General features: G+C 63.2%; 18 protein-coding genes. 3 read left to right on the forward strand and 15 right to left on the reverse strand.

The window, feature by feature from the left end:
* Positions 1–188: 188 nt before the first annotated feature.
* The 4 genes from recX to CAG46_RS26100 all read right to left on the reverse strand — a co-directional run bounded on the left by recX (position 189) and on the right by CAG46_RS26100 (position 3110).
* Positions 189–659 (reverse strand): recombination regulator RecX, encoded by a 471-nt coding sequence (recX, locus tag CAG46_RS26085; RefSeq protein ID WP_085619270.1) that lies wholly within the window; start codon positions 657–659, stop codon positions 189–191.
* Between the two features lie 21 nt (positions 660–680).
* Positions 681–1748, reverse strand: a complete 1068-nt coding sequence (recA, locus tag CAG46_RS26090) for a recombinase RecA (protein ID WP_015269214.1) — start codon at positions 1746–1748, stop codon at positions 681–683.
* Positions 1749–1851: 103 nt separating this feature from the next.
* Entirely contained in the window at positions 1852–2334 is a 483-nt protein-coding gene (locus CAG46_RS26095; RefSeq protein WP_085619272.1) for a CinA family protein, read from the reverse strand.
* Positions 2335–2456: 122 nt separating this feature from the next.
* Positions 2457–3110 carry a hypothetical protein gene (locus CAG46_RS26100; RefSeq protein ID WP_025337994.1) on the reverse strand — a complete coding sequence of 218 codons (654 nt, stop codon included), beginning with the start codon at positions 3108–3110 and terminating at the stop codon, positions 2457–2459.
* A gap of 301 nt (positions 3111–3411) precedes the next feature.
* On the opposite strand from CAG46_RS26100, the gene mutS reads away from it, so the two are divergent.
* Positions 3412–5985: a DNA mismatch repair protein MutS gene (mutS, locus tag CAG46_RS26105; RefSeq protein WP_178080730.1), complete on the forward strand. Its 2574-nt coding sequence runs from the start codon at positions 3412–3414 to the stop codon at positions 5983–5985.
* 140 nt (positions 5986–6125) lie between these two features.
* Positions 6126–6449 (forward strand): ferredoxin FdxA, encoded by a 324-nt coding sequence (fdxA, locus tag CAG46_RS26110; protein WP_004375459.1) that lies wholly within the window; start codon positions 6126–6128, stop codon positions 6447–6449.
* A gap of 618 nt (positions 6450–7067) precedes the next feature.
* Here fdxA and rpoS read toward each other — a convergent pair.
* The 8 genes from rpoS to CAG46_RS26150 form a co-directional block, all read right to left on the reverse strand.
* The gene (rpoS, locus tag CAG46_RS26115; RefSeq protein WP_013971277.1) at positions 7068–8075 is read right to left on the reverse strand and encodes an RNA polymerase sigma factor RpoS; all 1008 of its coding nucleotides are present in this window, start codon (positions 8073–8075) and stop codon (positions 7068–7070) included.
* A gap of 108 nt (positions 8076–8183) precedes the next feature.
* Complete coding sequence (locus tag CAG46_RS26120; RefSeq protein ID WP_084785063.1) at positions 8184–9041, reverse strand: peptidoglycan DD-metalloendopeptidase family protein; 858 nt, start codon at positions 9039–9041, stop codon at positions 8184–8186.
* A gap of 220 nt (positions 9042–9261) precedes the next feature.
* On the reverse strand, positions 9262–9900 hold the full coding sequence (locus CAG46_RS26125; RefSeq protein ID WP_015269209.1) for a protein-L-isoaspartate(D-aspartate) O-methyltransferase: 639 nt from the start codon (positions 9898–9900) through the stop codon (positions 9262–9264).
* Positions 9901–9935: 35 nt separating this feature from the next.
* Positions 9936–10685, reverse strand: coding sequence for a 5'/3'-nucleotidase SurE (surE, locus tag CAG46_RS26130; RefSeq protein ID WP_025337991.1), 750 nt, complete (start codon positions 10683–10685; stop codon positions 9936–9938).
* Entirely contained in the window at positions 10673–11731 is a 1059-nt protein-coding gene (gene truD, locus CAG46_RS26135; protein WP_085593278.1) for a tRNA pseudouridine(13) synthase TruD, read from the reverse strand. Before truD ends, surE begins: the two co-directional genes overlap by 13 nt.
* Entirely contained in the window at positions 11728–12201 is a 474-nt protein-coding gene (gene ispF, locus CAG46_RS26140) for a 2-C-methyl-D-erythritol 2,4-cyclodiphosphate synthase (protein ID WP_015269207.1), read from the reverse strand. The genes truD and ispF overlap by 4 nt, the downstream gene beginning before the upstream one ends.
* Positions 12202–12376: 175 nt before the next feature.
* Positions 12377–13231, reverse strand: a complete 855-nt coding sequence (fghA, locus tag CAG46_RS26145) for an S-formylglutathione hydrolase (RefSeq protein WP_025337989.1) — start codon at positions 13229–13231, stop codon at positions 12377–12379.
* An 8-nt stretch (positions 13232–13239) separates the two neighbouring features.
* Positions 13240–14352, reverse strand: coding sequence for an S-(hydroxymethyl)glutathione dehydrogenase/class III alcohol dehydrogenase (locus tag CAG46_RS26150; protein ID WP_016712915.1), 1113 nt, complete (start codon positions 14350–14352; stop codon positions 13240–13242).
* Between the two features lie 107 nt (positions 14353–14459).
* On the opposite strand from CAG46_RS26150, the gene CAG46_RS26155 reads away from it, so the two are divergent.
* Positions 14460–15356, forward strand: coding sequence for a LysR substrate-binding domain-containing protein (locus CAG46_RS26155; protein ID WP_015269205.1), 897 nt, complete (start codon positions 14460–14462; stop codon positions 15354–15356).
* A 233-nt stretch (positions 15357–15589) separates the two neighbouring features.
* Here CAG46_RS26155 and ispD read toward each other — a convergent pair whose 3' ends face one another.
* The 3 genes from ispD to eno all read right to left on the reverse strand — a co-directional run bounded on the left by ispD (position 15590) and on the right by eno (position 18033).
* On the reverse strand, positions 15590–16297 hold the full coding sequence (gene ispD / locus CAG46_RS26160) for a 2-C-methyl-D-erythritol 4-phosphate cytidylyltransferase (protein WP_085619276.1): 708 nt from the start codon (positions 16295–16297) through the stop codon (positions 15590–15592).
* Positions 16294–16575: a cell division protein FtsB gene (gene ftsB / locus CAG46_RS26165; RefSeq protein WP_004375443.1), complete on the reverse strand. Its 282-nt coding sequence runs from the start codon at positions 16573–16575 to the stop codon at positions 16294–16296. The genes ispD and ftsB overlap by 4 nt, the downstream gene beginning before the upstream one ends.
* Positions 16576–16743: 168 nt before the next feature.
* Positions 16744–18033 carry a phosphopyruvate hydratase gene (gene eno, locus CAG46_RS26170; protein ID WP_025337986.1) on the reverse strand — a complete coding sequence of 430 codons (1290 nt, stop codon included), beginning with the start codon at positions 18031–18033 and terminating at the stop codon, positions 16744–16746.
* Between the last annotated feature and the right edge of the window lie 22 nt (positions 18034–18055).

Raw genomic sequence — 18055 nt, forward strand, 5'->3', positions numbered from 1 at the left:
AGCGGCGGTGCCGGTACTCGCGGGTAAACCCTAATGCCGGTCAGATAACGTTTGCCGGCTGGATTGGGGCTGCTTTGCAGCCCTTCGCGGGCTTGCCCGCTCCCACAGGGACCGCGCATTTTCTGAACCTTGCACCAAACCTGTGGGAGCGGGCAAGCCCGCGAAGGGCCGCAAAGCGGCCCCAGTCTTCAGTAGTCGTCGATATCACGCCCACTGAGCAGGCGGCCGATCATGTCCATGGGGAAACCCCGGTAAGCCAGAAACCGGGTCTGCTGGGCACGGCTGCGGGGGTCTTGCGGGCGCTGACCAGCAAACTTGCGCTGCCATACGTCACGCATGCGCTCGCCCCAATCCACCTCGCTCTCGCGTAGCGCCTGCTCGATATCAGCACGTGCCAAACCGCGCTGGCCTAGCTCTTCGCGAATACGCGCAGGGCCGTAGCCGGAGCTGGAACGGTATCGGATGAAACTTTCGAGGTAACGGGCTTCGCTAAGCAGCCCTTCTTCGGCGAGCCGGTCGAGTTCAGGCTCGATCAGCTCGTCCGAAGCGCCGCGCTGACGCAACTTGCGCGTCAGCTCGACGCGACCGTGCTCACGTCGCGCGAGCAGGTCCATGGCTGTCCGCCGAATGGCGACGGGGGTGTCGAGTACGGCGGACATGTTCGGCTATCTACCGCGCAATCAATAACCGGCGTCAGCGTCGGCCATGTCATCGGCATCGGCTTCGGCAGCAGCAGCCTTACCAGCAGCCGCAACAGCACCAGAGGTCAGCAGCTTCTCGCGAATCTGCTTCTCGATCTCGGCACCAATAGCCGGGTTCTCAGCCAGGTACTTGGCAGCGTTTGCCTTACCTTGACCGATCTTGTTGCCCTGGTAGGCGTACCAGGCACCGGACTTCTCGACCAGGCCTTGGGAAACACCCAGGTCAATGATCTCGCCGTTACGGTAGATACCCTTGCCGTAGAGGATCTGGAACTCGGCCTGACGGAATGGCGGCGAAACCTTGTTCTTGACGATCTTGACGCGGGTTTCGCTACCGACCACCTCGTCGCCTTCCTTGACCGCGCCGGTACGGCGGATATCCAGACGCACCGAGGCGTAGAACTTCAGGGCGTTACCACCGGTGGTGGTTTCCGGGCTGCCGAACATCACGCCAATCTTCATACGGATCTGGTTGATGAAGATGACCAGGCAGTTGGCGTTCTTGATGTTACCGGTGATCTTGCGCAGCGCCTGGGACATCAGGCGCGCCTGCAGGCCCACGTGCATGTCGCCCATCTCGCCTTCGATCTCGGCCTTCGGTACCAGAGCAGCCACGGAGTCGACGATGATCACGTCAACAGCGTTGGAACGCACCAGCATGTCGGTGATTTCCAGGGCCTGTTCGCCGGTGTCCGGCTGCGATACCAGCAGGTCGTCGACGTTGACGCCCAGCTTGCCGGCGTACTCGGGGTCGAGGGCGTGTTCGGCGTCGACGAAGGCGCAGGTGGCGCCGTTTTTCTGGGCTTCGGCGATGACCGACAGGGTCAGCGTGGTCTTACCCGACGATTCCGGGCCGTAGATCTCGACGATACGGCCTTTTGGCAGGCCGCCGATGCCCAGGGCGATGTCCAGGCCCAGCGAGCCGGTGGAGATGGCAGGGATAGCCTGGCGCTCGTGGTCGCCCATGCGCATGACGGCGCCCTTGCCGAATTGGCGTTCGATCTGACCCAGGGCCGCAGCCAAGGCGCGCTTCTTGTTGTCGTCCATTGAAATCCTCACGTGTTCGACTTGGCCCTGACGGCCGGAATACCTGTATAAGTAGCCAGTATTATTCCACAGGCAAGCGCCCGCGCAAACCCCTGTCGTCGATTTACTCGGCACCAAGCTGTAACAAGCCGTCTAACGCGGCGATCACCGTCTGTCGGCGCACCGCCTCGCGGTCGCCGTCAAACTGGCGCCGCTTGCTGAACACATGGTTGCCGTCGCCCCAGGCCAGCCACACGGTGCCCACCGGTTTGGCCGGCGAACCACCGTCCGGCCCGGCCACGCCGCTCACCGCCACGGCAAAGCGCGCGCCGCTGGCGGCCTGGGCGCCGCGGACCATGGCTTCGACCACTTCCTGGCTGACCGCGCCAACCTGGCCGAACAACGCCGCGGGCACTCCCAACTGAAGGGTTTTCTGGGTGTTGGAATAGGTCACGTACCCAGCCTCGAACCAGGCCGAGCTGCCGGGCACGCGGGTGATGGCCTCGGCGATGCCGCCACCGGTGCAGGATTCGGCGGTGGTCACCTGCGCGTTGAAACGGCGCAGGTGTTCACCCAGGCGGGTGGCAAGCGTGGTGATCGGGTCCATGTCGGGCTCCTTGAAGGCTGCCCTCTACCCTAGCATTTCAGGGATGGGGAATGGGCGTCTGGCGGCGTGCTGGGCATGAGGATGTTCGCCTCTGGATTTTTGCCGCCTGAAGCCCACACCAATCAGAAATTCAGCCGAAGCACGGTCCGCCAGATGTTCTTCATCGGTGAACGACGATGCTTGGCCCAGTTGCGCTCCCACCACTCATCCTCGTTGCGCACCACCTGTTCCAGGTCGCTACCGGCCACGGCAGCGGCGTGCTGGCGGAACATCATGGGGAACACGCAGTGCTGGCGGATCCGGTGCTTGACCACCACATCCACCGGGGTGCCATCGTAGGGCGTCTCTGCCAGGATCCGGCAGCCCTCGCGCGACAGCACATAGGCATGCAGCGCCACTACCCGCCCGCGGGCGATGAACGGGAACCAGGTCAACCAGGTTCGCCCCATGGAATAGCCCAGGTGCAAGGCCTCGAAGGGCCGTTTCTGCATGAAGCGGTTTACCCAGCGCACCCGCGAAGGTTCGAACTCATAGGCCTTGGCATCGTCTTCGAAGATCAGGATTCGATCGAGGCCATTGTCCAGCGCATGACGGGCCAGTTGCTGATGGGACTCGTAGCAACCGCGCTTGGGGTCGCTGTTTTTCTCGACGACATGAAAGTGCACTTCGTTGTCGAGCTGTCGCCCGATGGTTTCGCTGAACAGCGTGCGCCGGTCAGCGCGGGTGTCGAGGGAAATACAAAAAACCGCATCTACATCAAAACGAATTGCGCTCACTGCACTAATCAACCTGTTGCAATAACTTTTTACCGGGCCGCGGGCCACCGCCAATGCGTCAGGCAAGCCATCCCTGATGGGCGAAGGCAGGCAATTCTCCATGGAGCCACCATGATGTCAACCTGCCTTCAGCGCATCCCTGTGCACTCGCCGGACTTGCAGGTACAGCCTGCCGGGTAGCCGTGTTAACCTATGCGGCTTGAAAATCCGGTGGGTCTCGGCGTCGCGCATGCAACACAGAACGCCCCAATTTGCCCCACAATATTGAGACCTACTTTCTAAGCCCTTGATGAATAAAGCAATTTCCGATTTCTCCGCACACACCCCGATGATGCAGCAGTACTGGAAGCTGAAGAACCAGCACCCGGACCAGCTGATGTTCTACCGCATGGGCGACTTCTACGAGATCTTCTACGAAGATGCGAAAAAAGCCGCAAAACTGCTGGACATCACCCTGACCGCGCGCGGTCAGTCGGCCGGCCAGTCCATCCCCATGTGCGGGATTCCGTTCCATTCGCTGGAAGGCTACCTGGCCAAGCTGGTCAAGCTCGGCGAATCGGTGGTGATCTGCGAGCAGATTGGCGACCCCGCCACCAGCAAGGGCCCGGTGGAACGCCAGGTGGTGCGCATCATCACCCCGGGTACGGTCAGCGACGAGGCCCTGCTCGACGAGCGTCGCGACAACCTGATTGCCGCGCTGCTCGGTGACGAGCGCCTGTTCGGCCTGGCCGTACTGGACATCACCAGTGGCAACTTCAGCGTCCAGGAGATCAAGGGCTGGGAAAACCTGCTGGCCGAGCTCGAGCGCCTGAACCCGGTCGAGCTGCTGATCCCCGACGACTGGCCGCGCGACCTGCCTGCCGAGAAACGCCCGGGCGCCCGTCGCCGTGCGCCATGGGACTTCGACCGCGACTCGGCGCGCAAGGCCCTGTGCCAGCAGTTCGCGACCAAGGACCTCAAGGGCTTTGGCTGCGACAAGCTGACCCTGGCCATCGGCGCCGCCGGTTGCCTGCTGATCTATGCCAAGGAAACCCAGCGCACCGCCCTGCCGCACCTGCGCAGCCTGCGCCACGAACGCCTGGACGACACGGTCATCCTCGACGGCGCCAGCCGCCGCAACCTGGAGCTGGACATCAACCTGGCCGGCGGCCGTGACAACACCCTGCAGTCGGTGATCGACCGCTGCCAGACCGCCATGGCCAGCCGATTGCTGAGCCGCTGGTTGAACCGCCCGTTGCGCGACCTCAAGGTGCTGCAGGCACGCCAGGACTCGATCCGCTGCCTGCTCGACGGCTACCGCTTCGAGAAGCTGCAGCCGCAGCTCAAGGAAATCGGCGATATCGAGCGGATTCTCGCCCGTATCGGCCTGCGCAACGCCCGCCCACGCGACCTGGCACGCCTGCGCGATGCCCTGGGCGCGCTGCCCGAGCTGCAGAACGCCATGGCCGAGCTGGAGGCGCCGCACCTGGCACGCCTGGCCGCCATTACCGGCACCTACCCCGAACTGGCCAGCCTGCTGGAACGGGCGATCATCGACAACCCGCCAGCGGTGATCCGCGATGGCGGCGTGCTCAAGGCCGGCTATGACAACGAACTGGACGAGCTGCTGGCGATCAGCGAGAACGCCGGCCAGTTCCTGATCGACCTGGAAGCCCGGGAAAAGGCCCGCACCGGCCTGGCCAACCTCAAGGTCGGCTACAACCGGGTGCATGGCTACTTCATCGAGCTGCCGACCAAACAGGCCGAGCAGGCCCCGGGCGACTACATCCGCCGCCAGACCCTGAAAGGCGCCGAGCGCTTCATCACCCCGGAGCTGAAGGCGTTCGAGGACAAGGCCCTGTCGGCCAAGAGCCGCGCCCTGGCCCGCGAAAAGATGCTCTACGACGCCCTGCTGGAAACCTTGATCAGCCACCTGGCACCGCTGCAGGACAGCGCCGCCGCCCTGGCCGAACTGGACGTGCTCAGCAACCTGGCCGAACGTGCACTGAACCTGGACCTGAACTGCCCGCACTTCGTCGACGAGCCGTGCCTGCGCATCGAGCAGGGCCGCCACCCTGTGGTGGAACAGGTATTGACCACGCCGTTCGTGGCCAACGACCTGGGCCTGGACAACAGCACACGCATGCTGATCATTACCGGCCCGAACATGGGCGGTAAGTCCACCTACATGCGCCAGACCGCCCTGATCGTGCTGCTGGCGCATATCGGCAGCTTCGTGCCGGCTGCCAGCTGCGAGCTGTCGCTGGTTGACCGCATCTTCACCCGCATCGGCTCCAGCGACGACCTGGCCGGCGGCCGCTCGACCTTCATGGTCGAGATGAGCGAAACCGCCAACATCCTGCACAACGCCACCGACCGCAGCCTGGTGCTGATGGACGAAGTGGGCCGTGGCACCAGTACCTTCGACGGCCTGTCGCTGGCCTGGGCCGCCGCCGAGCGCCTGGCCCAGCTGCGTGCCTACACGCTGTTCGCCACGCACTACTTCGAGCTCACCGTGCTGCCGGAAAGCGAGCCGCTGGTGGCCAACGTGCACCTTAACGCCACCGAGCACAACGAACGCATCGTGTTCCTGCACCACGTGCTGCCTGGCCCTGCCAGCCAGAGCTACGGCCTGGCCGTGGCGCAGCTGGCCGGCGTGCCGACGGCCGTCATCCAGCGTGCCCGTGAACACCTGGCAAGGCTGGAAACCACCAGCCTGCCGCATGAACAGCCCCCGGCCCAAAAGGCCAAGGACGTGCCACAGGTCCCGCACCAGAGCGACCTGTTCGCCAGCCTGCCACACCCGGCCATCGAGAAGCTGGGCAAGCTGCAGCTGGACGATATGACCCCGCGTCAAGCTATCGAAATGCTATATCAACTAAAGAACCTGTTATAACGGCGCCCACTACAAGCTGGTAGAATCCGCCGCGGTTTGCTGGTGCTGCAGGTTATTAGCCTGGCCTGCAGCCACATGCCCGCAAACCGCGCGGCCCTGAGAGGAAGGGCCGCCGCCGTCGCCTGAGGAGAGAATTAGAAATGACCTTCGTCGTCACCGACAACTGCATCAAATGCAAATACACCGACTGCGTGGAAGTCTGCCCGGTGGACTGCTTCTACGAAGGCCCGAACTTCCTGGTCATCCACCCGGACGAGTGCATCGACTGCGCTCTGTGCGAGCCGGAATGCCCAGCGCAAGCCATCTTCTCGGAAGACGAAGTGCCTGCGGGCATGGAGAACTTCATCGAGCTGAACGCCGAACTGGCGGAAATCTGGCCGAACATCACCGAGCGTAAGGACGCCCTGCCGGACGCTGAAGAGTGGGATGGCAAGACTGGCAAGATTGCAGACCTGGAGCGCTGATAGCGTCCGGACACGAAAAAGGCCCCTTGGGGCCTTTTTTGTTTTCTGCGGGCAAAAAAAAGGGGCGGTTTGACCCGCCCACATTTTTTCCGTAGTCCCTGCTTGTCCCAAACATCATCCTGATGAAATCGCCTCTTGCGACGTCCCTGGCTTTCCTCCTGAAAGCCTGTGCATGTCCCTGTGCACAGTTCGAATACTAGCGACTTGAACCGGGCGGGCAACCGCTAAACCTCACAGGGTGTTGCAGGTGACACATTTCCTCACAGCTGAATAAGCCAGGTTTTTCAATGAGTTGGGAAAACGCAGGATCTGGATACGACAATGATTTACTGAAACGTACATAGAAGGCTTACAAAACAAGTAAGCAAAGGCTTACACGCGATGTTACTGGGGTAGCGCAGTACATAATGTCTTGGGGCTGCTTTGCAGCCCTTTCGCGACACAAGGCCGCTCCCACAGGATAGTGGCGCATTCGAAGGCGATGAAATACCTGTGGGAGCGGCCTTGTGTCGCGAAAGGGGCGCAAAGCGCCCCCGGCAATTTTGAATGGGGCACCTCTGATCGAAACATACAAAAACGCCCCGAAATCATCGGGGCGCTTTGTGTTGCAGGCTTCCGCTACTGGAACAACGACTCACTGGACAGGCCGTTCTTCTCGAGGATCTCACGCAAACGCTTGAGCCCCTCGACCTGGATCTGCCGCACCCGCTCACGGGTCAGGCCAATCTCCAGGCCGACATCTTCCAAGGTACTGCTTTCATGCCCGCGCAGGCCAAAGCGGCGCACCACCACTTCACGCTGCTTGTCAGTCAACTCGCCCAGCCATTGGTCGATGCTCTGCGACAGGTCGTCATCCTGCAGCAGTTCGCACGGGTCGGTCGGGCGGTCGTCGGTCAGGGTATCGAGCAGGGTCTTGTCCGAGTCCGGGCCGAGCGACACATCCACCGAAGACACCCGCTCGTTCAGGCCCAGCATGCGCTTGACCTCGGCGACCGGTTTTTCCAGCAGCGTGGCGATTTCTTCTGGCGAGGGTTCGTGGTCCAGTTTCTGGGTCAGCTCGCGCGCAGCGCGCAGGTAGACGTTCAGTTCCTTGACCACGTGGATCGGCAGGCGAATGGTGCGGGTCTGGTTCATGATCGCCCGCTCGATGGTCTGGCGAATCCACCAGGTCGCATAGGTCGAGAACCGGAAACCACGCTCCGGGTCGAACTTTTCGACGGCACGGATCAGCCCCAGGTTGCCCTCCTCGATCAGGTCGAGCAGCGACAGGCCGCGGTTCACGTAACGACGGGCAATTTTTACAACCAGGCGCAGGTTGCTTTCGATCATGCGCTTGCGGCCGGCAGGGTCGCCCTTTTGCGACAGGCGCGCAAAGTGCACTTCCTCTTCCGGCGAAAGCAGAGGCGAGAATCCGATCTCGTTGAGATACAACTGGGTGGCATCGAGCGCCCGGCTGTAATCGATATACTTGTGTTGCTTGAGCGAAGAGCCCGACTTGGCCCTCGTCCGAACCGAAGATACAGCAGGTTCGTCTGACACCACATCCGTTTCCAAAACGATACCTGTCTCCATCAGAAGCAGGTCATCGTCGATGTCAAACTCCGGCACTTCTTTACTGAGAGCCATTGTTATAGTCCTTTGCTGAGTTCGAACTCAGACTCGAGCGGCACCTATCTCCCTGGCAGCGCTGGAGCCTGTCCCCTCTACATCACAGGAACAGGCCGGGTACAACGGTCAACGACGTGGCAGGAACTGGAGCGGATCGACGGGTTTGCCCTGGCGGCGAATCTCGAAATGCAGCTTCACCCGATCTGTGCCCGTGGACCCCATTTCAGCAATCGACTGCCCTGCCTTGACCTGCTGCCCCTCCCGAACCAACAGCCTGCGGTTATGGCCGTAGGCACTGACGTAGGTATCGCTGTGCTTGATGATGATCAGTTCGCCGTAGCCCCTCAAGCCACTCCCGGCGTACACCACTGCACCATCAGACGCAGCAAAAACAGGCTGTCCCAAATCACCGGCGATATCAATGCCTTTATTCAAACTACCGTTTGAAGCGAATTTTCCAATCAGCACGCCATTGGCAGGCCAGGTCCAGCCGCCTACCGCGCGCTCCGCGGCAGGCACCGTGGCGACCACCGGGGCGCTGCTGGAGGCTGCCGGCGTGGCCGGTTTGCTGGTGCTGGCAGGGGGTGTGCTGGTGCTTCCCACAGGCCGCCGGATGACCGTGGTCTTGCTCGACGACGACGGGCTGGACACCACCGTGGTGCTGCCGGTAGAGCCGCTGCTGAAACGAATCGCTTGCCCCGGGCGAATGGTGTAAGGCGCCGCGATGCCGTTGCGCGCAGCCAGTTCCTTGTAGTCCCAGCCATAACGGAAGGCGATGGAGAACAGCGTATCGCCAGGCTTGACGATGTACTGCCCGGTGGTTACCGCCGGGCGCTTGGGCACGGTGTTATTGCGGTCGACCACCCGCGCGCTGTTGCTGCTGGTGCTCGAGCAACCCACCAGTAGCGTGCCCATGGCCAGTGCAATCACCAGAAGCGTGAAACCCGACCCGTCCTTGCGCTGCCGAATGACTGTGTGACCCACCCGCGCTCCCCTCATGGTGCCGAAAACGATATGAAGACAAGAAATGCAATATTATTGCAATTATAACCAAGCCCGCCCGCATTGGCAGGGTTGGTGAAAGACTGCTGCAAAGCCATGGCACACGCTGTGCGCTAGCGCTTCACCCCGCCAGATAGACAGGGCGTTGCTGCAAGAATTCGGTGCTGGCGCAAAAATATCGCGCGGCTCGAACCAGCAGTGTTCAGGCCAGCGGGCCGTTGAGCAGCGGTACGAAGCGCACTGCCCCCAGCACGCGGCGGGAGAATCCATGCTCCTCGCGCACGATCAGCATCAGCTGCTGGGTTTCGCCGGCTGGCCCCACCGGGATCACCATACGGCCACCGGGCGCCAGCTGGTCGAGCAATGCCTGCGGCACTTCCGGCGCCACGGCGGTGACGATGATGCCGTTGTACGGCGCCAGCGCCGGCCAGCCTTCGCAACCGTCGCCCCAGCGGAACACCACGTTGCGCAGGTTCAGTTCCACCAGGCGCTCCTTGGCCCGGTCCTGCAACACCTTGATGCGTTCCACCGAGAACACCCGCTCGACCAACTGGGCCAGGATTGCCGTCTGGTAGCCCGAGCCGGTGCCGATCTCCAGCACCTTGTCCAGCGGCCCGGCCTCGAGCAGCAGCTCGCTCATGTGGGCAACCATGAACGGTTGCGAGATGGTCTGGTTGTGGCCGATCGGCAGCGCGGTGTCTTCGTAGGCGCGATGCGCCAGCGCCTCGTCGACGAACAGGTGGCGCGGGGTACGACGGATCACGTCGAGCACCTTGGTGTTCGAAACGCCCTCCTCGCACAGGCGCTGGATCAGCCGCTCCCGGGTACGCTGGGAGGTCATGCCGATGCCACGCCGCAGCATATCGTCCTCGCGCATCAGAGCAGGCCCTCCAGCCAACCGTCGAGCTGCTCGAAGGCATCACTGAAGGTGCGGTCGAGCTGCAGCGGAGTGATCGATACATAGCCTTGCATCACCGCGTGGAAGTCGGTACCCGGGCCACCATCCTCGGCATCCCCGGCCACGGCGATCCAGTAGCCTTCCTTGCCGCGCGGGTTGACCACCTTGGTCGGCGCCGCCGCCCGCGCCCGGTGACCGAGGCGGGTGAGCTGGATGCCACGAATGTGCTCCAGCGGCAGGTTGGGGATGTTGACGTTGAGCACGGTGCGCGGCGGCAAGGCCAGGCGCGACTGCGCCTCGACCAGGCGGCGGGCGATATGGGCCGCGGTTGGCAGGTTGTCCGGCTGGCGCGACAACAGCGAAAACGCCAGCGAGGTACCGCCAAGAAAACGGCCTTCCAACGCGGCCGCGACCGTGCCCGAATAGAGCACGTCGTCGCCCAGGTTGGCACCGAGGTTGATCCCCGACACGACCATGTCCGGCGCCTGCGGCAACAGCCCATTGAGCCCCAGGTGCACGCAGTCGGTCGGCGTGCCGTTGAGGCTGATGAAGCCATTGGCCAAGGTCTGCGGATGCAGTGGCCGGTCCAGCGTCAGCGAACTGCTGGCGCCGCTCTTGTCTTGATCCGGGGCAATAACCACGCACTCGGCGTAATCCGCCAGCGCAGCGTGCAGCGCGGCGATGCCGGGTGCGGTAACACCGTCGTCGTTCGAAATCAGAATACGCATGAGCTGTCCGTCTGCCCCGCCGACACCAGATCCACGACTTCGCGCACCACCACGGTGGCGAAGCATCCGGCCGGAAGGACGAATTCCAGTTGCAGGATATCAGGCTCCGGATAATGCCACGTAAGACCGCCAATAGGGAGCCGCAGAATGCGTCGTTCGTGATCCATGCCCGCCAAGGCCAGCCACTGGCAAAGTGCCGGCTGCCGTGCGGCGATCGCATCCTCTTGTTGCGCAGTACTCCCCGTAGCCGGCGAATCGCCTGCCCCCCACAGCGGGCCGGTCGGATGCAGGTCAAGGATCGCCAGCCGAGGATCGGAACATTCCGACTCCCCAGCAGGAAAGAAGCTACGACTCGTGGTGAACGCCAACAGGTCGCCCACCTGCGCACGCGCCCAGCTGCCGTCGGCAACACGGGCTGCCAGCACCTGGTTGAACAGGTAGCTGCGCCCGGCCGAGAGCAACCGCGAACGCACGTTGCGCTGTTCGGGCAGGGCCTTGCGTGCGGCCCAATCGAGAGCGTCGTGAACATTGCCGCCACCATGGCCGAAGCGCTGGGTGCCGAAATAATTCGGCACACCGTGCTGCTTGAGCTGTTCCAGGCGCGCATCCACCGCTTGATGATCGGCAGCCAGGGCAGTCAGGCGCAGCGTGAAGCCGTTGGCCGAATGCGCACCGCGCTGCAGCTTGCGCTGGTGGCGCACCTGCTTGAGCACACGCAGGCTGGCATCCTCGGCACGCGACAGGTCCGGGTCGGCCTTGCCTGGCAGGTGCAGGCTGAACCACTGGCGGGTCAGGGCCTGGCGGTCCTTGAGGCCGGCGTAGCTGATCGTGCGCACCGGCACCCCAGCGGCACGGGCCAGGCGGCGGGCCGCCTCTTCGGTGTTCAGGTCACGCTTCTCGACCCACAGCCACAGGTGTTCGCCCTGGCCCGAGAGGGGGATATCCAGCACTTCGTCGACCTGGAAATCCTCGGCCACCGCCTTGAGGACGGCGGTACCCAGTGGTTCGCCCGATGCGCGCGGGCCCAGCAGTTCCAGTTCGGTCATGCTGGCAGCAGCAGGGCTACCGAATGCACGGCGATGCCCTCCTCGCGGCCGGTGAAGCCGAGCTTCTCGGTGGTGGTAGCCTTGACGTTGACCTGGTCGAGTTCGACCTGCAGGTCTTCGGCGATCAGCTTGCGCATGGTCTCGATGTGCGGGGCCATCTTCGGCGCCTGGGCGACGATGGTGGCGTCGATGTTGCCGACCTTCCAGCCCTTGGCCTGGACGATGCCGACCACATGGCGCAGCAGCACCCGGCTGTCGGCGCCCTTGAACTGTGGATCGGTGTCGGGGAAGTGTTTACCGATGTCACCCAGCGCCGCCGCGCCAAGCAAGGCATCGCTCAGGGCGTGCAGCAGCACGTCGCCATCGGAGTGGGCCAGGAGGCCGTATTTGTGGGGGATACGCACCCCGCCCAGGGTAATGAAATCACCGTCGCAGAAACGGTGCACATCGTAGCCGTGGCCAATACGCATAGAAAAACGCCCTGAATGAGTCAGGGCGTGATTCTACCTGCTTTTGAGGCATTGGGGCTGCTTCGCAGCCCATCGCCGGCAAGCCAGCTCCCACAGGTATGGCACAGGCCCGATGCCCATGCGGTCGAGGTGGGAGCTGGCTTGCCTGCGATGAAGCAAGCACCACAGCTACGCCTTACACCCGCCCCAAGGCCACCGCATGATGACGCAGGTGCTCCTCGATGAAGCTGGCGATGAAGTAGTAGCTGTGGTCATAGCCAGGCTGCAGGCGCAGGGTCAGTTCATGCCCACCTTTGCGTGCCGCCTGCTCCAGGGCTTCAGGCTTGAGTTGCTTCTCGAGGAAGTCGTCGCGGTCGCCCTGGTCCACCAGCAAAGGCGGGCATTCGCCGGCCGGGGTCTCGGCCAGCAGCACGCTGGCATCCCACTCGCGCCAGCGCGCACGGTCTTCACCCAGGTAGCGGCTGAAGGCTTTCTCGCCCCACGGGCAATCCATCGGGTTGCTGATCGGCGAGAACGCCGACACCGAGCGGTAGCGCCCCGGGTTGCGCAAGGCGCACACCAGCGCGCCATGCCCACCCATGGAGTGGCCACTGATGCTGCGCTCGCCCGAAGCCGGGAAGTGCGCCTCGATCAACGCGGGCAACTCCTCCACCACATAGTCGTGCATGCGGTAGTGCTGGGCCCAGGGCTGCTGAGTAGCATTGAGGTAGAAGCCGGCACCCAGGCCGAAGTCCCAGGCACCGTCCGGGTCACCCGGCACCTGCTCGCCACGCGGGCTGGTGTCGGGGGCGACGATGATCAACCCAAGCTCCGCGGCCAGGCGCTGGGCGCCGGCCTTCTGCATGAAGTTCTCGTCGGTGCAGGTGAGGCCGCTGAGCCAGTACAGCACCGGCAGCTTCTCGCCCTGTTCGGCCTGCGGCGGCAGGTAGACGGCGAACACCATGTCGCAGCCCAGCACCTTGGAGTGATGCCGGTAACGCTTGTGCCAGCCGCCGAAGCTCTTCTGGCAGGAGATGTTATCCAGGCTCATGGCAAACCTCAGAAGTGGATCACGCTGCGAATGCTCTTGCCTTCGTGCATCAGGTCGAAGGCCTTGTTGATGTCTTCCAGGCCCATGGTGTGGGTGATGAAGGTATCCAGCGGGATCTCGCCCTTCTCGGACATTTCCACGTAGCTTGGCAGCTCGCTGCGGCCACGTACGCCACCGAACGCCGAACCACGCCATACGCGGCCGGTGACCAGCTGGAACGGACGAGTGGCGATTTCCTGGCCGGCACCGGCCACGCCGATGATCACCGACTCGCCCCAGCCCTTGTGGCAGCATTCCAGCGCAGCACGCATCAGCTGCACGTTGCCGATGCACTCGAAGGAGAAGTCCACGCCGCCGTCGGTGAGGTCGACGATCACTTCCTGGATCGGGCGGTCGTAGTCTTTCGGGTTGATGCAGTCGGTGGCACCCAGCTGGCGGGCGATTTCGAATTTGGCCGGGTTGATGTCGATGGCAATGATGCGCGACGCCTTGGCCTTGACCGCACCGATCACTGCCGACAGGCCGATGCCGCCCAGGCCGAAGATGGCCACGGTGTCACCCGGCTTGACCTTGGCGGTGTTGAGCACCGCGCCGATACCGGTGGTGACGCCACAACCCAGCAGGCAGACCTTTTCCAGCGGCGCTTCTTTCTGGATCTTGGCCACGGAGATTTCCGGCAGCACGGTGTACTCGGAGAAGGTCGAGGTACCCATGTAGTGGAACAGTTGCTGGCCTTTGTAGGAGAAGCGCGTGGTGCCGTCCGGCATCAGGCCCTTGCCCTGGGTGGCGCGGATGGCTTGGCACAGGTTGGTCTTGCCCGAGAGGCAGAACTTGCACTTGCCGCATTCCGGGGTGTACAGCGGGATGACGTGGTCACCGACGGCGACCGAGGTGACGCCCTCGCCTACCGCCTCGACGATCGCGCCACCTTCGTGGCCGAGGATCGACGGGAAGATGCCCTCCGGGTCGGCGCCCGACAGGGTGTAGGCGTCGGTGTGGCAGACACCGCTGGCGACCACGCGCAGCAGCACTTCACCGGCCTTGGGCATGGCCACGTCGACTTCGACGATTTCCAGGGGTTTCTTGGCTTCGAAGGCTACGGCAGCACGGGACTTGATCATCAAAGGTCTCCAGACAGAGGGTCGATTCAGTCTGGCAGTGTAATTCACCGCCTTTTGATGAATAATCCGGCCAAAGACAAAACATTATTGCCATACAGGGATAATCAATGAGCAGCCGCTGGGAAGGCATCGACGAGTTCGTCGCCGTGGCCGAGTCGGGCCAGTTCACCGCGGCCGCCGAGCGCCTGGGGGTTTCCTCGTCGCACATCAGCCGGCAGATCGCCCGGCTGGAGGAACGGCTGCAGACGCGCCTGCTGTACCGCAGTACCCGGCGGGTGACCCTGAGCGAGGCCGGGCAGACATTCCTGCAGCACTGCCAGCGCCTGCAGGATGGCCGCGAGGAAGCCCTGCGCGCCATGGGCGACCTGGCCAGCGAGCCCAAGGGGTTGCTGCGCATGACCTGCGCGGTGGCCTATGGCGAGCGCTTCATCGTGCCGCTGGTGACACGGTTCATGGCGCTGTACCCGCAGCTGCGGGTGGATGTGGAACTGAGCAACCATACCCTCGACCTGGTGCACGAAGGCATGGACCTGGCCATCCGCCTGGGCCGGTTGGCCGATTCACGACTGGTGGCAACCCGCCTGGCGCCCCGGCGCATGTACCTGTGCGCTTCGCCGGCCTACCTGGAACGTTACGGTCGGCCACACAGCCTGTCGGAACTGGCGCGGCACAATTGCCTGGTGGGCAGCTCGGATTTGTGGGCGCTGCAGCAGGACGGCCGCGAGATCAGCCAGCGAGTGCAGGGCAACTGGCGTTGCAACAGCGGGCAGGCGGTGCTGGACGCGGCGCTGCAGGGGATGGGGTTGTGCCAGTTGCCGGATTATTACGTGCTGGAGCACTTGAACAGTGGTGCGCTGGTGTCGTTGCTGGAGGCGCACCAGCCGCCGAATACCGCGGTGTGGGCGCTGTATCCGCAGCAGCGGCACCTTTCGCCGAAGGTACGGCGGCTGGTGGATTACCTGAAGGAAGGGTTGGCGGGGCTGCCGGAGTATCGCTTGAACTGAAACCTTGTGCTGGCTGGTCTGGCCCCTTCGCGGGTAAACCCGCTCCCACAGGTACAGCGCAAACCTGAAGGGATGTGCGATACCTATAGGAGCGGGTTTATCCGCGAAAAGGCCGGCACAGGAGCAAGAAATTCAGCGGCGCCCTGCCACAGGTACAGCGCAAACCTGAAGGGATGTGCGATACCTGTGGGAGCGGGTTTACCCGCGAAGAGGCCGGCACAGGAGCAAGAAATTCAGCGGCGCCCTGCCCAACGCTGGCGCAACCACTCCAGGTCTTCCGGCCGGGTCACCTTGATGTTGTCGCTGCGCCCTTCGACCAGCCGCGGCGCCTGGCCGGACCACTCGATGGCGGAGGACTCGTCGGTTACCAACACATCCGACACCAGGCACTCGGCCAGCGCCCGATGCAACGCCCCCAGGCGGAACATCTGCGGCGTATAGGCCTGCCAGATGGTGCTGCGGTCGACGGTAGCGCCCACCCGGCCATCGGCATCGGCCCGCTTGAGGGTATCGCGCGCCGGCACCGCCAGCAGGCCACCAACCGGGTCGTCCGCCAGTTCCGACAACAGCTTGTCCAGATCGCTGCGCGCCAGGTTCGGTCGCGCGGCATCATGCACCAGCACCCAGTCGCTGTCCGCCGCCCCTTGGGCATGCAGCATCAGCAAGGCATTGAGCACCGAGTCGGCACGCTCGCGGCCGCCTGCGGCGCGCTGGATGCGCGGGTCGCTGGCACAGCGCAGGCGAGGCCAGTACGGGTCATCTTCGGCAATGCTTACCACCACGCCCTTGAGCATCGGGTGGCCAAGAAAACAGTCGAGGCTGTGCTCGAGAATGGTCTGCCCGGCCAGCTCCAGGTACTGCTTGGGGCGGTCGGCAGCCATGCGGGCACCTACGCCCGCAGCAGGAATCACGGCCCAGAAGGCCGGTAAGGTTTCGATCATTTCTGTGGCAACTGGAAGAGGGTTTCGCCCTCTTTGACCATCCCCAATTCGTGGCGAGCCCGCTCTTCAACGGTCTCCATGCCTTTTTTCAGCTCCAGCACTTCGGCATCGAGCACGCGGTTGCGCTCGAGCAAGCGCTCGTTTTCGGCATGCTGCTCGGCAATCTGCTGCTTCAGCTCGGTCACTTGCGCCAGGCTGCCATTACCCACCCACAGGCGGTACTGCAGGCCACCCAGCAGCAGGAGCAGGACGAGGAACAACCAATAGGGACTGCGCATCACGTTATCCAGGTTAAAAAGGCTGCCGGGTACTTTTTACTTCGGGGCCTCGAATAGCACGAAGCCTGGCCGAGGCCAGGCTTCGTCGACAGAAACCCGTTGGAATGTAGGAAAGAACAGTACGAACGTTCCTACAACTCCGGCTGCTGTCTTTTTACCATCTCTTGCTTAGCCGCGAAACTCGGCACGACCGCGGTAAACCGCTTTGGCACCCAGTTGCTCTTCGATGCGCAGCAGCTGGTTGTACTTGGAAACGCGGTCGGAACGGCACAGCGAACCAGTCTTGATCTGGCCAGCAGCGGTACCCACGGCCAGGTCGGCAATGGTCGAGTCTTCGGTTTCACCGGAACGGTGCGAAATCACCGCGGTGTAGCCAGCAGCCTTGGCCATCTGGATGGCTTCCAGGGTTTCGGTCAGCGAGCCGATCTGGTTGAACTTGATCAGGATCGAGTTACCGATGCCCTTCTCGATGCCTTCCTTGAGGATCTTGGTGTTGGTCACGAACAGGTCGTCGCCAACCAGCTGCACCTTGGTGCCGATCTTGTCGGTGAGGATCTTCCAGCCAGCCCAGTCGGACTCGTCCAGGCCGTCTTCGATCGAGATGATCGGGAAGCGCTCGGTCAGGCCTTTCAGGTACTCGGCAAAGCCTTCGGCGTCGAACGACTTGCCTTCGCCAGACAGGTTGTACTTGCCGTCTTCGTAGAACTCGGAAGCCGCGCAGTCCAGGGCCAGGGTCACGTCGGTGCCCAGCTTGTAGCCGGCTTTCTCGACAGCTTCGGCGATGGCGCCCAGAGCGTCTTCGTTGGAAGCCAGGTTAGGGGCGAAACCACCCTCGTCACCAACAGCGGTGTTCAGGCCACGGGCCTTCAGCACGGCTTTGAGGTGGTGGAAGATTTCGGTACCCATGCGCAGGCCGTCGGAGAAGGTCTTGGCGCCAACTGGCTGAACCATGAACTCCTGGATGTCGACGTTGTTGTCGGCGTGCTCGCCACCGTTGATGATGTTCATCATCGGTACCGGCATCGAGTACTGGCCCGGGGTGCCGTTCAGGTTGGCGATGTGCGCGTACAGCGGCAGGTCCTGGTCCTGGGCAGCGGCCTTGGCGGCAGCCAGGGAAACGGCCAGGATGGCGTTGGCGCCCAGCTTGGCCTTGTTCTCGGTACCGTCCAGTTCGATCATGGCGCGGTCCAGGCCCTTCTGGTCGGCAGGGTCCTTGCCCAGCAGCAGGTCACGGATCGGGCCGTTGATGTTGGCGACGGCCTTCAGCACGCCCTTGCCCAGGTAACGGCTCTTGTCGCCATCACGCAGCTCCAGCGCTTCGCGCGAGCCAGTGGAAGCACCGGACGGCGCGCAGGCGCTGCCGATGATGCCGTTGTCGAGCAGTACATCGGCTTCCACGGTGGGGTTGCCACGCGAATCGAGAACTTCACGACCTTTGATGTCGACGATTTTTGCCATTGTTGTAAGCACTCCAGAATTG

Source organism: Pseudomonas sp. B23(2017) (genome assembly GCF_002113725.1).
Taxonomy (GTDB): Bacteria; Pseudomonadota; Gammaproteobacteria; order Pseudomonadales; family Pseudomonadaceae; genus Aquipseudomonas; species Aquipseudomonas putida_Z.

Bases quoted from the DNA above. Each gene is read 5' to 3' on its own strand.
- recX (WP_085619270.1), bottom strand. From the start codon at position 659: ATGTCCGCCGTACTCGACACCCCCGTCGCCATTCGGCGGACAGCCATG.
- recA (WP_015269214.1), bottom strand. From the start codon at position 1,748: ATGGACGACAACAAGAAGCGCGCCTTGGCTGCGGCCCTGGGTCAGATC.
- CAG46_RS26095 (WP_085619272.1), bottom strand. From the start codon at position 2,334: ATGGACCCGATCACCACGCTTGCCACCCGCCTGGGTGAACACCTGCGC.
- fdxA (WP_004375459.1), top strand. From the start codon at position 6,126: ATGACCTTCGTCGTCACCGACAACTGCATCAAATGCAAATACACCGAC.
- rpoS (WP_013971277.1), bottom strand. From the start codon at position 8,075: ATGGCTCTCAGTAAAGAAGTGCCGGAGTTTGACATCGACGATGACCTG.
- CAG46_RS26125 (WP_015269209.1), bottom strand. From the start codon at position 9,900: ATGACCTCCCAGCGTACCCGGGAGCGGCTGATCCAGCGCCTGTGCGAG.
- surE (WP_025337991.1), bottom strand. From the start codon at position 10,685: ATGCGTATTCTGATTTCGAACGACGACGGTGTTACCGCACCCGGCATC.
- truD (WP_085593278.1), bottom strand. From the start codon at position 11,731: ATGACCGAACTGGAACTGCTGGGCCCGCGCGCATCGGGCGAACCACTG.
- ispF (WP_015269207.1), bottom strand. From the start codon at position 12,201: ATGCGTATTGGCCACGGCTACGATGTGCACCGTTTCTGCGACGGTGAT.
- fghA (WP_025337989.1), bottom strand. From the start codon at position 13,231: ATGAGCCTGGATAACATCTCCTGCCAGAAGAGCTTCGGCGGCTGGCAC.
- CAG46_RS26150 (WP_016712915.1), bottom strand. From the start codon at position 14,352: ATGATCAAGTCCCGTGCTGCCGTAGCCTTCGAAGCCAAGAAACCCCTG.
- CAG46_RS26155 (WP_015269205.1), top strand. From the start codon at position 14,460: ATGAGCAGCCGCTGGGAAGGCATCGACGAGTTCGTCGCCGTGGCCGAG.
- ispD (WP_085619276.1), bottom strand. From the start codon at position 16,297: ATGATCGAAACCTTACCGGCCTTCTGGGCCGTGATTCCTGCTGCGGGC.
- ftsB (WP_004375443.1), bottom strand. From the start codon at position 16,575: ATGCGCAGTCCCTATTGGTTGTTCCTCGTCCTGCTCCTGCTGCTGGGT.
- eno (WP_025337986.1), bottom strand. From the start codon at position 18,033: ATGGCAAAAATCGTCGACATCAAAGGTCGTGAAGTTCTCGATTCGCGT.